The 13,821-nt window shown below is 71.4% G+C and carries 10 protein-coding genes; 2 read left to right on the forward strand and 8 right to left on the reverse strand.

Annotated elements, in window-relative coordinates:
• Positions 1–106 precede the first annotated feature (106 nt).
• Positions 107–6,244 (forward strand): DUF6982 domain-containing protein, encoded by a 6,138-nt coding sequence (locus ACX114_RS31975; RefSeq protein WP_459290856.1) that lies wholly within the window; start codon positions 107–109, stop codon positions 6,242–6,244.
• 109 nt (positions 6,245–6,353) lie between these two features.
• Here the strand turns inward: ACX114_RS31975 and ACX114_RS31980 are convergent, their stop codons facing one another.
• Positions 6,354–6,983, reverse strand: a complete 630-nt coding sequence (locus ACX114_RS31980) for a YceI family protein (protein ID WP_459290858.1) — start codon at positions 6,981–6,983, stop codon at positions 6,354–6,356.
• Between the two features lie 34 nt (positions 6,984–7,017).
• On the reverse strand, positions 7,018–7,893 hold the full coding sequence (locus tag ACX114_RS31985) for a dioxygenase family protein (protein WP_459290859.1): 876 nt from the start codon (positions 7,891–7,893) through the stop codon (positions 7,018–7,020).
• A gap of 145 nt (positions 7,894–8,038) precedes the next feature.
• Between ACX114_RS31985 and ACX114_RS31990 the strand changes: the two genes are divergently transcribed.
• Positions 8,039–9,679, forward strand: coding sequence for a sigma 54-interacting transcriptional regulator (locus ACX114_RS31990; RefSeq protein ID WP_459290862.1), 1,641 nt, complete (start codon positions 8,039–8,041; stop codon positions 9,677–9,679).
• On the opposite strand, the gene ACX114_RS31995 is transcribed toward ACX114_RS31990, so the two are convergent.
• The 6 genes from ACX114_RS31995 to ACX114_RS32020 form a co-directional block, all read right to left on the reverse strand.
• Positions 9,676–10,338 carry a DUF1751 domain-containing protein gene (locus tag ACX114_RS31995; RefSeq protein ID WP_459290864.1) on the reverse strand — a complete coding sequence of 221 codons (663 nt, stop codon included), beginning with the start codon at positions 10,336–10,338 and terminating at the stop codon, positions 9,676–9,678. The two genes, ACX114_RS31990 and ACX114_RS31995, sit on opposite strands and share 4 nt — an antisense overlap.
• Positions 10,339–10,540: 202 nt before the next feature.
• Entirely contained in the window at positions 10,541–10,738 is a 198-nt protein-coding gene (locus ACX114_RS32000; RefSeq protein WP_207047995.1) for a hypothetical protein, read from the reverse strand.
• A gap of 189 nt (positions 10,739–10,927) precedes the next feature.
• On the reverse strand, positions 10,928–11,143 hold the full coding sequence (locus tag ACX114_RS32005; RefSeq protein WP_014399195.1) for a hypothetical protein: 216 nt from the start codon (positions 11,141–11,143) through the stop codon (positions 10,928–10,930).
• A 58-nt stretch (positions 11,144–11,201) separates the two neighbouring features.
• Positions 11,202–12,398 (reverse strand): acetyl-CoA C-acetyltransferase, encoded by a 1,197-nt coding sequence (locus ACX114_RS32010; RefSeq protein ID WP_459290866.1) that lies wholly within the window; start codon positions 12,396–12,398, stop codon positions 11,202–11,204.
• A gap of 74 nt (positions 12,399–12,472) precedes the next feature.
• Positions 12,473–13,123, reverse strand: a complete 651-nt coding sequence (locus tag ACX114_RS32015; protein WP_459290868.1) for a hypothetical protein — start codon at positions 13,121–13,123, stop codon at positions 12,473–12,475.
• Entirely contained in the window at positions 13,120–13,797 is a 678-nt protein-coding gene (locus tag ACX114_RS32020) for a DsbA family protein (RefSeq protein ID WP_459290870.1), read from the reverse strand. Before ACX114_RS32020 ends, ACX114_RS32015 begins: the two co-directional genes overlap by 4 nt.
• Between the last annotated feature and the right edge of the window lie 24 nt (positions 13,798–13,821).

The raw sequence follows: 13,821 nt of genomic DNA on the forward strand, positions 1-13,821 counted from the left end.
GCGTGGCGGATTGGTTTACCCCCTGGCGGGAGTCCCCTACACTCGCGGGCCTCCAAGATTTTCGCTGCGGCGGTCCCCCCAAGACGCTGGCGCAGCAAGGTGACGGATGTCCGATACGCGCGCCGCGATGAGAGAGTTCCGCTTCCTGGATGAGAAGCGGAAGCTGGGAAGCCTGTCCGCTGTCGAGGAGGCTCGCTGGGTCGAGTTGCGCGGCCTTTTGGGCATCCAGGACGCGGCGGACACCGCGGCGGCGGCCCAGGCGTGGGCCCAGCCCGAGCAGCAGCCCCAGGGGTACTACGGCGAGGATGGCCAGTGGTACGCCTACCCCGCCGGCTACGACCCGAACGCGCAGGGCTACTACGGCGAGGATGGCCAGTGGTACGCCTACCCCGCTGGCTACGACCCGAACGCGCAGGGCTACTACGGCGAGGATGGCCAGTGGTACGCCTACCCCGCCGGCTACGACCCGAACGCGGCGGCCTATGATCCGAACGCGGCGGCCTATGATCCGAACGCGGCGGCGGCCTGGGCGCAGCAGGGTTACGACCCGAACGCGGCGTACGACCCGAACGCGGCGGCGGGCTACGCGGCCCCGGTGGATCCGCAGGCCTATGCCCCGCAGGCGCCCTCCGAGCCGGACAGCCTGAGCCTCAGCACGGACGACATCGACATCCCCTCGCTGAGTGAACCCGCGCCGTGGATGCCGCAGGCGCCCGTGGCGACCTCGCCCGCCGCTGCGGCGGAGCCGTGGGGCACGAGCGCCGAGGAGGACTTCTCCGGGCTGTCGGCGGAGACGCCGCCCCCGGTGGAGGCCGCCGCGCCGGAGCCCTCGCTGGAGGATTCGTTCGCGGACCTATCGATGGAGGTCGAGTCGGAGGCCCAGGCCCCGGCGGCGTCCGGTCTGGATCCGATGGCGGAGGCGCTGGCCTCCGCGGAGCACGCGGTCGGAGAGGCGGAGCTGCTGGAGGCCGAGCCCGTCGCCGAGGCGGTGATGGCCGAGGACCTGTCGCCCGTGGACGCGGCGTGGGACGCGGCGCCGCTGGCGGTGGAGTCCGAGGAGTCGCGGGCCAGCGCGCTCGATACCGCGCCGCTCGCGGTGGAGCCGGCGGCGCCGGCCGAAGGCACGGCCTCGGAGTGGGACTGGAGTGACGTCGCGACGGCGGAGCCCGCCGCGCCGGTAGAAGCCGTGCAGGAGGCGCAGGCGGTCGCCACGGAGACGGCGGGAGCGTGGGGGACGGATGCAGCCCCTGTCGCTGGAGCGCCGGAGCAAGGTGGAGAGATCGCGCTCGGCGCGGGTGACATCGCGGAGTCGTGGACCGACGGCGCCGCGGCCACGGAAGTCCCCGCGGATGAGATCGCCCTGGACGCGGGCGACGTCGCCACGGACTGGCAGCCGGAGACGGCCCGCGCGGGGACCTGGCAGTCCGGCGCGGAAGCCACGGCGACCGGCACCGAGGTCGAGGCTGCGTGGCAGGCCACCGCGGAGGCGGAGGAGATCCCGCTCAGCACGAGCGATGTCGCCACGGACTGGCAGGCGGCGGGTGAGGCTCCGGCGGCCGATGCGATGGCGCTGAGCACGAGCGACGTCGCCACGGATTGGCAGGCGGCGGGCGAGGCTCCGGCGGCCGATGCAGTTGAGCTCGGCACGAACGAAGTTGCTACGGATTGGCAGGCTGCTGCCGAGCCCGCGCTCGGCACGAGCGATGTCGCCACGGATTGGCAGGCCGCTGGTGAGGCTCCGACGGCCGATGTGATCGGCACGAACGACGCCGTCGCCACCGAGTGGCAGGCTGCTGCCGAGACTCCGGCGGAGGAGATCCCGCTCGGCACGACCGATGTCGCCACGGATTGGCAGGCGACGGGTGAGGCTCCGGCGGCTGATTCGGTTGAGCTCGGCACGAACGACGTCGCCACGGATTGGCAGGCTGCCGAAACTCCGGCAGCCGATGCGCTCGGCACGAACGACGCCATCGCCACGGATTGGCAGGCTGCCGAAACTCCTGCCGAAGAAGTCGCGGTCGCCACGGACTGGCAGACCGGCGGCGAGGCCGTGGCGGAGGAGATCGCGCTCGGCACGAACGACGTCGCCACGGACTGGCAGGCCTCGGGTGAGGCTCCGTCCGCGGGCGCGGAGATCGCGCTCGGCACCAACGACGTCGCCACGGACTGGCAGGCCTCGGGTGAGGCTCCGTCCGCGGACGCGGAGATCGCGCTCGACACCAACGACGTCGCCACGGATTGGCAGACGGCTGGCGAAACTCCGGCGGCCGACGCGGTCGCGCTGAGCACGAACGACGCCGCCACGGATTGGCAGGCCGGCGCGACGGAGGCTCCTGCCGAGGAGATCCCGCTCAGCACGAGCGATGTCGCCACGGATTGGCAGGCCGACACGGCCGCATCCACCGACGAGAGCGCACTCGCCCCTGGCAACGCGGTGACGGAGTGGACGGCCGACAGCGCCGTCGCCACCGGGAGGCCCGCCGAGGAGATCGCGCTCGATTCGAGCGAGGTCGCCACGGATTGGCAGTCGGACAGCGCCACGTCGGCGCAGGCCTCCAGCGAGGAGATTGCGCTCGGCGCGAGTGATGTCGCGACGGAGTGGCAGTCCGACACCACGGCGCCGGTGCAGACCTCCGCCGAGGAGATCACGCTCGGCACCGATGACGTCGCGACGGAGACGCCCGCCGAAGAGATCGCGCTCGACGCGAGCGACGTCTCGACGGACTGGCAGTCCGGTGAAGCCCCCGCGGCGGAAGCTTCCGCCGAGGAGATCGCTCTCGACGCCAACGATGTCGCCCACGAAGGCGCCGCGGTTGGGTCCGACAGCGGCGCGGTCGCGGCCGGTGTGGAGGCGCAGACCTTCGACGTCGCCGACCTGGGAGCCGAAGAGGAGCAGCAGCTCACTCCGCCGCCCTCCCCGTTCGCGAATGAGTCGGGCATTCCGTCGCTGCGGATCCGCAGCATCCCGGTCGGCCCGGATATCGAGGCCGACACGCTGGAGCTCGGCTCGGACGATGTCGAGCCCTCGGCCGAAGTGGCCCCTGCATCGGAGCAGTGGGGCGAGCTGAGCGGCAGTGCCGACGATGCCGTGCCGCTGGCCACCGCCGCCGAGTCGCTCGCCGAGGCGCAGTCCACCGAGCCTTCGGCGTGGGACACCTCGGGTCAGGATGCGCAGTCCTGGTCCGCCGAGGGTGAGCCCTCGGACGCCACCTCCACCGTGGGCTTGCAGGACACGTCCGCCGCCATCGAGCTCCAGCCCGAGTGGGCCGCCGATGCAGTGGAGCCCGCCGCCCCCATCGAGCTGCAGCCCGAGTGGGCCGCCACCGAGTCGTCCGAGCACCCCACCGCGAACGCCGCGCCCGCGTGGGATGCCCCGGCGACCGAATCCGCATGGGCCGCCTCCACGGCAACGCCCGTCGCCCCGTCCGAAGAGGCTCCGCTGATCGAGGCCCGGTCCGAATGGGCCACGACGGAGGCCAACGCCGAGCAGCCGGCACAGGCGTCCGACTGGAGCGCCACGGAAGAAGCCTCCCCCATCGAGGCCCAGCCCGAATGGGCCACGGAAGAAGCCGCCCCCGTCGCCGCGCAGCCGGAGTGGGCCGCCGCTGAAGAGGCGCCCATCGAAGCGCAGCCCGAGTGGGCCACGGAAGAAGCCGCGCCTGTTGCCGCGCAGGCCGAATGGGCGACCACCGCCGAAGGCACCGCCACCGTTCCCACGCAGCCGCAGTGGGGAACCGCGGAGGCCGCGCCCATCGAGGCCCAGCCCGAGTGGGCCGCCGAGGAAGCCGCGCCCATCGAAGCCCAGCCCGAATGGGCCGCGGCCGAAGAGACCGCGCCCGTCGTCGCCGCGCAGCCCGAGTGGACCACCGAAGAGGCCGCCCCGGTCGCCACGCAGCCCGAGTGGGCGACGGGTGAAGCCGCGCCGATCGAGGCGCAGCCGGAGTGGGCCACGGAAGAGACCGCGCCTGTTTCAGCGCAGTCCGAGTGGGCGACCACGGAAGCCGCCGCGCCCACTGCGCCGCAGTCTGAGTGGGCTGCGACCGAAGAGGCCGCGCCCATCGAAGCGCAGCCCGAGTGGGCCACCGAGGAAGCAGCGCCCGTCGCCGCGCAGCCTGAATGGGCCACGGAAGAAGCCGCCCCCATCGCTGCACAGCCTGAGTGGTCCACGGAAGAAGCTGCCGCGCCCGTCGCCGCACAGCCGGAGTGGTCCACGGAAGAAGCTGCCGCGCCCGTCGCTGCACAGCCGGAGTGGGCCGCCGAAGAGGCTCCCATCGAAGCGCAGCCCGAGTGGGCCACGGAAGAAGCCGCGCCCGTCGCCGCACAGCCGGAGTGGACCTCTACGGAAGCAGCCACGCCTGTCGCCGCACAGCCGGAATGGGCCGCGGAAGAAGCCGCGCCCATCGAAGCGCAGCCTGAGTGGGCGACGACGGAAGCCTCTGCGCCTGTCGCCGCGCAGCCGGAATGGGCCACGGAAGAAGGCGCGCCCATCGAAGCGCAGCCCGAGTGGGCGACGACGGAAACCTCTGCGCCTGTCGCCGCGCAGTCCGAGTGGGCAACCACGGAAGAGGCCGCGCCCATCGAAGCGCAGCCCGAGTGGGCCACGGAAGAAGCCGCGCCTGTTGCCGCACAGCCGGAGTGGGCGGCCACGGAAGCCACCGCGCCTGTCTCCGCGCAACCTGCGTGGGCCGCCGCTGAAGAAGCCCCCATTGAGGCTCAGCCGGAGTGGGCCACCGAGGAAGCCGCCCCCGTCGCCGCACAGCCGGAGTGGGCTGCTGCTGAAGAAGCCCCCATTGAGGCTCAGCCGGAGTGGGCCACGACGGAAGCCGCTGCCCCCATCGCCGCACAGCCGGAGTGGGCCGCTGAAGAGGCCCCGATCGAAGCACAGCCGGAGTGGGCCACGACGGAAGCCGCTGCGCCCGTTGCCGCACAGCCTGAGTGGGCCTCCGAAGAAGCTCCGATTGAAGCACAGCCCGAATGGGCCACGACGGAGGCCTCCGCGCCCGTCGCCGTGCAGCCGGAGTGGGCCTCCGAAGAAGCTCCGATCGAAGCACAGCCCGAGTGGGCGACGACGGAAGCCTCCGCACCTGTCGCCGCGCAGCCGGAATGGGCCGCCGCCGAAGAGGCTCCCATCGAAGGGCAGCCCGAATGGGCAACCACTGAGGCCGTGACCCCGGGCGCGGATCAGCCGTGGGCCACCACGGACGCCTCCGAGCAGTCGGCGTGGGCCACCACCGAGGACTCCTCCGCGAGCTCCGCGTGGGCCCAGCCGTCCACCGACGCCCAGCAGCCCTGGGACGCCCCGGTCGAGGAAGCCGCTCCTGCGTGGGGCGCCCCCCCGGCCCCCGTCGCGCGCTCCGCCTGGGGCGCGCCCCAGGAGGCCCAGCCCGAGTGGATGGCCGACGCCACGCCCGCGGCGTCCACCTGGCAGGCCCCCCCGGCCCCCGCCGCCGAGTGGAGCGAGCCCGTCGCCGAGGAAGAGGTCTCCCTCACCGACATCACCGCCCCCACCCCGTCCGCCGGCTGGGAAGAGCCCGCCGTCGACGTGGACACGGACATCGACGCCACCCCCGCCCTCGACGTCGAGGAGGTGGAGTCCGAGCCCGTCGCCGACATCGAGCTCGTCGAGGAGGAGGTCCCCGCCCTGCCCGTCGCGGCCATCCCTCCGCCTCCGCCCCCCGCGCCGGCCCTGTCCCTCTCCGCCGCGCCCTCCCTGCCCGTGGCCCGGCTGACGCCCGCCGCCCCCACGAGCCCGGCCCTCCGGAGCCCGGCGCCCGTGGCCCCCGCCAGCCCGGTCGTGGCCGCCAACCACCTGCGCCCTACGGACGACTCGCTCTTCGAAGTGCCAGGGGCCGGCTTCGCGTCCGCCGCCAACTCCTTCGTGGAAGGCGAACACCGCGTCATCATCCACACCGTCGAAGGACAGGTGAAGCGCGGCACCATCCGCGACGCGGACCTCCTGGAGGACACCATCTCCCTGGAGCAGCAGAGCGGCTTCGCCCCGGAGCGCATCCCCGGCAAGCGCGTGAAGGCCATCTTCTTCATGCTCGCCGCGGGCGCGCGTCAGCCGCAGGCGGAGGGCTCGAAGATCCGCGTCACCTTCAACGACGGCCGCCAGGTGGCCGGCTTCTCCCAGGACTTCAAGGGCCCCACCCCGGGCTTCTTCGTCGTCCCCGCCGACACCCGCACCAACACCGCGCGCATCTTCATCTACCGCGCCAGCGTGCAGGCCGTCGCCGAGGGCTGAAGCCGTCCTGTCGTGCCCCGGTCCACCCACCGGGGCATCCAAGGGCACAAAAAAAGAGGGGCCCCGGTCACCCGAGGCCCCTCTCTTCATTTCAAGGCTGGGACGAGGACTACTTCTTGTCCGTGGCCGTCGGGGCCGCCGCCGCGTCCGGCTTCTTCGTGGTCTCCAGGTCCAGGGTGATGGTCACCTCGTCACCCACCGCCACGCCGCCGGCCTCCAGCGCCTTGTTCCAGGTCAGGCCGAAGTCGCTGCGCTTGATCTTCGTGGTCGCCACGGCGCCGCGGCGCACGTTGCCCCAGGCGTCCTTCGTCTCCGGCGTCGGGCCTTCCACGGCCAGCGTCACGGGCTTGGTCACGCCGTGCATCGTCAGGTCGCCCGTGACGTTCAGCTTGTCCTTGCCGGCCTTCGCCACCTTCGTGGACTTGAAGGTGATGGTCGGGAACTTCGCCGTGTCGAAGAAGTCCGGGCTCTTCAGGTGCTCGTCGCGCTTGGGCTCGTTGGTGTTGATGGTGGTCGCGTCGAGGGTCGCCTCGATGGTGGACTTGGTGATGTCCTTGTCATCCAGGTTGACGTTGCCCTTCACGTTGCTGAACGTGCCACGCACGTTGGACACCATCATGTGCTTCACGGCGAACTGCGCGCTGGAGTGCGACGAGTCGATCTCCCACGCGGACGCGAAGGCAAACGACGGGGCGGCGACGGCGAGCAGCGTGATGGCGGACTTGAGCGACATCTTCATGGTGTGGACTCCTTGAGTTTGCGGACTGCGAGGTTCAGGCGCGCAGCGCGAAGCTGCGCATGGACAAGGTTCCGTGATGGAAGCCCTCGAACACGGGGGTGATGCGGTCCTCGGGGAGGGCGGCTCCGAGGACGAAATAAATCGGCAACCAATGCTCGGCGGATGGATGCGCGACCCGGGCATTCGGTGCGTCCATCCATGACTGAAGCCCGAGGAAGTCTCGTGCGGCAAGTTTTCCGGCGACCCACGCGTCGAACTCGGCGGCCCATGGCTCCGCGGACGCCCGCTTGTTTCGGAAATTCACCCGGCGAAGGTTGTGCACCACCCCGCCGCTGCCCATGAGCAGCACACCGTCGGAGCGCAAAGGACGCAGCGCCTCGCCCATGCGCGCCACCTGCGCGGGCGTCGCGTCCGCCGGCAGCGCCACCTGCAACACGGGCACGCGCGCCTCCGGGAACGCATGCCGCAAGGGCACCCAGACGCCGTGGTCCAGGCCGCGCTCGCCATCCGCCACCGCGGGCACGCCCGCCGAGGACAGCCGCGCCACCACGTCCTGCGCCAGCGAAGGAGCGCCAGGCGGCGCATACCGCAGCCGGTACATCTCTTCAGGGAAGCCGTAGAAGTCGTAGACGAGCGGCGGCGCGGCCATCGCCGTGACGTGCACGCGCGCGTCCGTCTCCCAGTGCGCGGACACCACCACCAGCGCCTTCACCGCGCCCGCGCCCTCACCGAAGCGCCTGAGCGCCTGGGGATACTCGTCCGCGTCCAGCGCCGTCATGGGCGAGCCGTGCGACACGAACAGCGCCGGCGCCACCTGCCGGGCGGCCGAGGGCCCAGGCCCCATCACTCCCGCCACCCCGGCGGCCGCCACACCCTGCAGCACCTCGCGTCTGTCCACCCCGGTTGGCATCGTGGCGGCTTGTACTGCAACCCCAGGACCAATGCAGCGGACACGATAACCCATTGGAATTGCTCGGCATCCCATTCCAGCGCTGTGAAACATCTCTCAGATTGATAGAGAAGCACCTCAGACTGAAACACCTGGGAGAGACGTCGTGGCGGGTCTGGAAGGTTTGGACTTGAAGGAACTCCTGGCGTTCGAGCCGAAGGGCGGAGTCATCCGCTTCGCCGGCCAGCGGGCGCTGTTGATGGACCCGGTGACGCTGGGGCTCCTGCGCAAGGAGCTCATCGGGATGCTGGGGATGACGGCCGCGCGCGGCATCTTCACGCGGCTGGGCTACGCGCACGGCTGGCGCACGGCGGAGGCGATGAAGACCGCGGTGCCTTGGAAGGATGAAGCGGAGTGGCGCCGCTCGGGCGGCCGGCTGCACACGCTGATGGGCCAGGTGCGCGTGGAGCGCATCGAGCGCACGGCCCAGGACGGCCCGGAGCCCTTCGCGGAGGCGCAGTGGAGCGACTCCTATGAGGCCGAGCAGCACCTGCTCCACCTGGGCCAGGCGGAGGAGCCCGTGTGCTGGAGCCTCACCGGCTTCGCGTCCGGCTACCTCAGCTACTGCAACGGCAAGCAGATCTACTGCGCGGAGCTCAAGTGCGTGGGCAAGGGCGACGCCTTCTGCCACATCGTGGGCCGCCCGGAGGCGGAGTGGAGCACCGAGTGCACGGAGTTCCTGCGCTTCTATGAGACGCAGTGCATGGAGGGCGTGCTCGGACAGGTGACCGAGGCGCTGCGGCAGGCGGAGCGCAAGCTGCGCGCGAAGCGCCAGTCGCTGGCGCGCGTGTCCGGCGTGACGGAGGACCCCACGGGCATGGTGGCCCGCTCGGAGGCCATGCAGCGCGTGCTCAATCTGGCGCGCCGGTCCGCCAAGGTGGACACCACGGTGCTCGTCACCGGCGAGAGCGGCGTGGGCAAGGAGCGAATCGCCCGGCTCATCCACGACGAGTCCAGCCGCTCGCACAAGGCCTTCATCGCCGTGAACTGCGCCGCGGTGACGGAGAGCCTCCTGGAGAGCGAGCTGTTCGGCCACGCGAAGGGCGCCTTCACCGGCGCCACGCACGACCGGCCCGGCCTATTCGAGGCGGCGCACGGCGGCACCCTCTTCCTGGATGAAGTGGGCGAGGTGCCCCCCGCCATGCAGGCGAAGCTCTTGCGCGCCCTCCAGGAGCGCGAGGTGCGCCGCGTGGGAGAGAACACCAGCCGCAAGGTGGACGTGCGCGTGGTGGCCGCCACCAACCGCGAGCTGTCCGAGGAGGTCCGCCTGGGCCGCTTCCGCCAGGACCTCTTCTACCGGCTGCGCGTCATCGAACTGCGCATCCCGCCCCTGCGCGAGCGCCGCGAGGACATCCTCCCCCTGGCGCGGCTGCTGCTGGCGGAGACCGGCGAGCGGCTGGGCCGCCGCGTGAATGGGCTGTCCCCGGACGCGGCGGATCAACTGCTGCGCTACCCCTGGCCGGGCAACGTGCGCGAGTTGGGCAACGCCGTCGAGCGCGCGGTGGCGCTGAGCGAAGGCCCGCGCCTGGAGCGGGACGACCTGCCGGAGGAGGTGCGCGCCGCGCCGCCCAGCCTGGTGCCCACCGGCAACCCGCGCCGGCTGGAGGACATGGAGAAGGAGTACATCCTCGCGGTGCTGGCGCAGAACGGCGGCAACCGCTCACGCACCGCGGAGCAGTTGGACATCGGGGTGGCCACGCTCTACCGGAAGCTCAAGCAGTATGGCCACCCGGAGGCCGCGCACTAGTTGAGGTACTGGTCGCGGTCCGGCGGGCGGTTGCGGTCCACCACGCGCAGGTGCTTGGAGCGGTCACGCAGCTGCCGCTGCAGGCGCCAGTGCTGCAGCTGGAGCATCAGCCGCTTGGGGCTCGCGCCGCGCACGTACACGAACACCAGCACCAGGCCGAAGATCTCCGGCGCCACCGCGCGCCAGGAGCCCGCGGTCAGCATGTTCAGCAGGGTGAAGCCCGCGCCAATGGCCGCGAACCAGTTGCCCGTGAGCGGGATGCCCCAGAAGTTCGTCTGCCCCTTGCCGATGACGAGCCCGTAGGCCACCCACATCACCGCCGTCATCACGGAGCCACCCGCGTAGACGCTCATGGGCATCACCAGGGCCAGCGCCGTGGTGATGAGGCCCGCGACGAACGGGATGCCCACCGCCACCAGCAGCAGCCGCTTGCCGCCCCAGGTGGACTCCAGGAAGCCACCGATGGACCAGATGATGAGGCCGCCGAAGAGGATGCCCAGCGGGCCCGTGGCCACGAAGGCGTAGGTGACGAGCTCCCAGACGCGAAAGCGCAGAATCACGTCCGCCGGGTTGAGCAGCAGCAACGCCCCCTGCCCTCGGGAGGTCGCCAGGAACAGGGCGGAGATGCCCACGAACGCGATGGCGAGCTTGGCGGCCATCGAATCCAGGCTCGGGAACATGTCGCCGAAACCGCCGCCGCCTCGATTGTAGCCCCGCATGGGTCGCATAGAGGCCCAAAGGTGGTGGAAGCCCGCCCGGTCCGCAACCCCAAATCCAGAAACGATGAAGGGCGCCCCACCCTGGTGTCACCAGGGAGAAGCGCCCTCGCATCCCACGCCTTCTGTTGCCCTGCCGGGGGCCTTAAGCCTTGTGGCGGTAGAAGAGCGTGATGGTCAGACAGTGAAACTCCTTGTCCGAGGACTGCGTGACGATCTTGTCCACGACCTCCACGGAGGAGTTCTCCTTCAGCCACTTGGTGATGTTCTCGCCCATGTTCTCGCGATCGCGCGCGAGCGTGGTGGAGAACACCTTGACGCCCGTGAAGCTGATAACGCCCATTCCAACCCTCGTGTCACCAGAGATTACAAATGTTTACCCCGAGTCGGGAGCGCCATCAAGAAACGGGCCCGACAATCCGGCCCGGGAGCCACTTCCCGCCCCTCGGGGAGGCCACCGGGAGGCGGGGGCCCGCCCATCGTCCACCCGCCAACAGTGCGGCGGGCGGCATGGGCGCAGGGTCCCGGTCCTTCAGCGTCCGGCGGCGGCGCGCCGGGCCTGACAGGTCACTTCGTCCTTGCAGGCGGGACCGATGCCCTCCGGGTGGGCCGTCAGGGGCGTCTTGTCGCTCTCCTCCACGCCGCACACCACGCAGCGGCGCTTGCGGTTGCGGCGCTCGGCACGGCGCTGCTCGGCGATGGCCTTGGCCCGCTCGCGGGCCGTCTTCGCGTCCACCTCGTTGCTCATCTCACCACGTCCCGTCAGGAAGTCGTCTGCCCCGTACCCCAACGCCACGGAGCGCTCCTTAGAGCGCCTCGACCAGCACGGCGATGCCCTGGCCGCCACCAATGCAGGCGGACCCGATACCATAGCGGCCGCCCCGGCGCTTCAGCTCGTACGCCAGCGTCATGGTGATGCGGGCCCCGGAGGCGCCCAGCGGGTGGCCCACGGCGATGGCGCCGCCGTTGACGTTGGTGGCGTCGCGTGGCAGGCCCAGGTCCTTCTCCACCGCCAGGTACTGGGGCGCGAAGGCCTCGTTGACCTCGAAGAGGTCCACGTCGGAAAGCTTCGCGTCCGCGCGCTTGAGCAGGTTGCGGATGGCCGGCGCGGGGCCAATGCCCATGATGCGCGGGTCGCACCCGGCGATGCCCCAGTTGACGAGCCGCGCCACGGGCTTGAGGCCGTGCTTCTCCACGAAGGAGCGGGTGGCCATGACCATGGAGCCCGCGCCGTCGCAGATGCCGCTGGCCGCGCCCGCGTGCACCACGCCGTCCTTCTTGAACACCTTGGGCAGCTTGCGCAGCCCCTCCACCGTGGTCTCCGGGCGGTTGTGCTCGTCCTTGGACACCACCGTGTCGCCCTTCTTGCCCTTGAGCGTCACCGGCGCGATCTCATCCGCCAGCCGGCCCGCCTCCTGCGCCGCGGCGAAGCGCTTCTGGGTGAGGACCGCGTACTGGTCCACGTCGTCCTGGCTGATGCTGTAGTCCACCGCCAGCTGCTCGGCGGTGAGCGCCATGGCGTTGCCCGTGTAGCTGTCCGTGAGGGCCGTCCAAAGCATGTCCTCCAGGCCGCCCTTGCCCAGGGGGATGCCCCAGCGCGCGCCGCGGATAACGTGGGGCGCCTGGCTCATGGACTCCGTGCCGCCCGCGAGGACGGCCTCCGCGCCGCCCGTCAGCATCATCTCCGCGGCCGTGACGAAGGCCTGGAAGCCGGAGCCGCACAGCCGGTTGACGCCCAGCGCGGGCACCGGCACCGGGACGCCCGTGCGCAGCCCCACGTGGCGCGGCAGGTAGATGGCGTCCGAGCTCGTCTGGACGACGTTGCCGTAGACGACATGCTCGATGAGCTCCGGGGAGACGCCCGCCTGGGCCAGGGCCGCCTTCGCGGACTCCACGGCCAGGTCGGTGGCGCTCAGGTCCTTGAGGCTGCCGCCGTAGGTACCAAACGGGGTGCGCTTGCCGGACAGGAAGTAGATTTCCTCGTTCTTGGACACGCTCTTCATGGTGCTCGTCTCCCTACTCTTCCGGGGCGCGCGGTGCACGCACGACGTGACGTGGAAAAGCGTCCAGGGGGCCGTCAGCCCGCGCGCCGTCCCAGGAAGGCGCTGGCGACGATGGCAAGCGCGATGGCCGTCCACAACAGTCCCTGGAGGTTCTGGCGGCGGATTTCCTTGCGCCCCAGGCCCTGGTACCAGGCCCTGGCCGCCTGGACCCGCCCCTCCCAGGTGAAGCCCTCCGGCCCCGCCGGCTCCAACCCCTCGAGTCGTCGCACATGCGCGCGCAACAGGCGCTCCGGTGCGGCGTCCTCCAGCGACCCGGAGCGGTAGCCGGGCAGGTCCAGCGCGGGGCGGCGGTAGCTGGCCGTCACCACGAAGCCCCCGGATGCCAGGGGGGTGAGCAGGTAGAGCCGGGGCAGCAGGTCGCCCCCCTCATAGAGGGTGGCGAAGACGCGCTCGCCCGGGTGCGCCCAGTCGTAGGAGCGGGTGGCCTTCTGGAGGAGCGGCTTCTCCTCGTGGCTGCCCAGGGGCGTGAAGCCCAGCGCCTGGAGCTGACCCGCCAGGGGGGCCAGGCCCTCCGGCAGGTCCATCTGGTCCGCGGGGGCCTCCGGCTCCACCCGGACGGTGTGGGGGAAGAGGTAGAGCAGCGCGCGCCAGAAGTTGAGGAACAGGAGCACGCCGGCCAGCACCAGCCCGGCGACGGCGACCCCCAGCTGCCCGAGCACGTTCACGGGCGGGGCTTTCCGCCCTGGCGCCGGTCCGCGGTGGCGGGCAGGTCCCTCCAGCGCTCCAGGTCCGCGGGGGTGAGCGGGTCGCGGCCCTCCAGGAAGCGCTCCAGGTGGCCCAGCGAGTCCACGCCCCAGAACATCTCGTCGTCCACCAGCACGGACGGCACGCCGAAGGCGCCCTGGGCGAGCGCTCCTTCCGTGTTCCTGCGCAGGCGGTCCTTCACCTCCGGCAGCTGGGCCCGCTCGAGCAGCGCCCGCGCGTCGAAGCCCGCCTCCGTCAGCACCGCGCCCACCTGCTCCGGCGTCTCGATGCCCCGGCCCTGGCCCCACGCGGCCGAGTAGAGCGCGGTGGTGAGCCGCGTGCGCTCCGCCACGTCATCCACCGCCGCCGTCACGCGCAGGGACAAGAGCGGGTTGAACGGGTGCGAGGGCGGCAGGGTGAAGGGCGCGCCCTGCTCGTGCGCGATGCGGAACGTCTGCTTGAAGACGTAGACGCGCTTGGCGGGGATCTCCGCCGGGCCCACGGAGCCCACGGCGTTGAGCAGCCCCGCGAGCAGCACCGGCACGGGCTCCAGCTCCCGGCCGTGGCGCTGCGCGATGGCGGGCATGCGCAGCCAGGCGAGGTAGGCGTACGGGGACAGGTAGTCCAGGCAGAAGCGCAGGGGGGAGGAGGCCATGGGCCCATCCTAAGCACGACCCGG

The sequence above is a fragment of the Corallococcus sp. M7 genome (assembly GCF_054512695.1).

Excerpts from the sequence above, each read along its gene's own strand:
- ACX114_RS32010 (WP_459290866.1), bottom strand. The coding sequence starts at position 12,398 with ATGAAGAGCGTGTCCAAGAACGAGGAAATCTACTTCCTGTCCGGCAAG.
- ACX114_RS31985 (WP_459290859.1), bottom strand. The coding sequence starts at position 7,893 with ATGCCAACCGGGGTGGACAGACGCGAGGTGCTGCAGGGTGTGGCGGCC.
- ACX114_RS32000 (WP_207047995.1), bottom strand. The coding sequence starts at position 10,738 with ATGGGCGTTATCAGCTTCACGGGCGTCAAGGTGTTCTCCACCACGCTC.
- ACX114_RS31980 (WP_459290858.1), bottom strand. The coding sequence starts at position 6,983 with ATGAAGATGTCGCTCAAGTCCGCCATCACGCTGCTCGCCGTCGCCGCC.
- ACX114_RS32020 (WP_459290870.1), bottom strand. The coding sequence starts at position 13,797 with ATGGCCTCCTCCCCCCTGCGCTTCTGCCTGGACTACCTGTCCCCGTAC.
- ACX114_RS31975 (WP_459290856.1), top strand. The coding sequence starts at position 107 with ATGTCCGATACGCGCGCCGCGATGAGAGAGTTCCGCTTCCTGGATGAG.
- ACX114_RS32005 (WP_014399195.1), bottom strand. The coding sequence starts at position 11,143 with ATGAGCAACGAGGTGGACGCGAAGACGGCCCGCGAGCGGGCCAAGGCC.
- ACX114_RS31995 (WP_459290864.1), bottom strand. The coding sequence starts at position 10,338 with ATGGCCGCCAAGCTCGCCATCGCGTTCGTGGGCATCTCCGCCCTGTTC.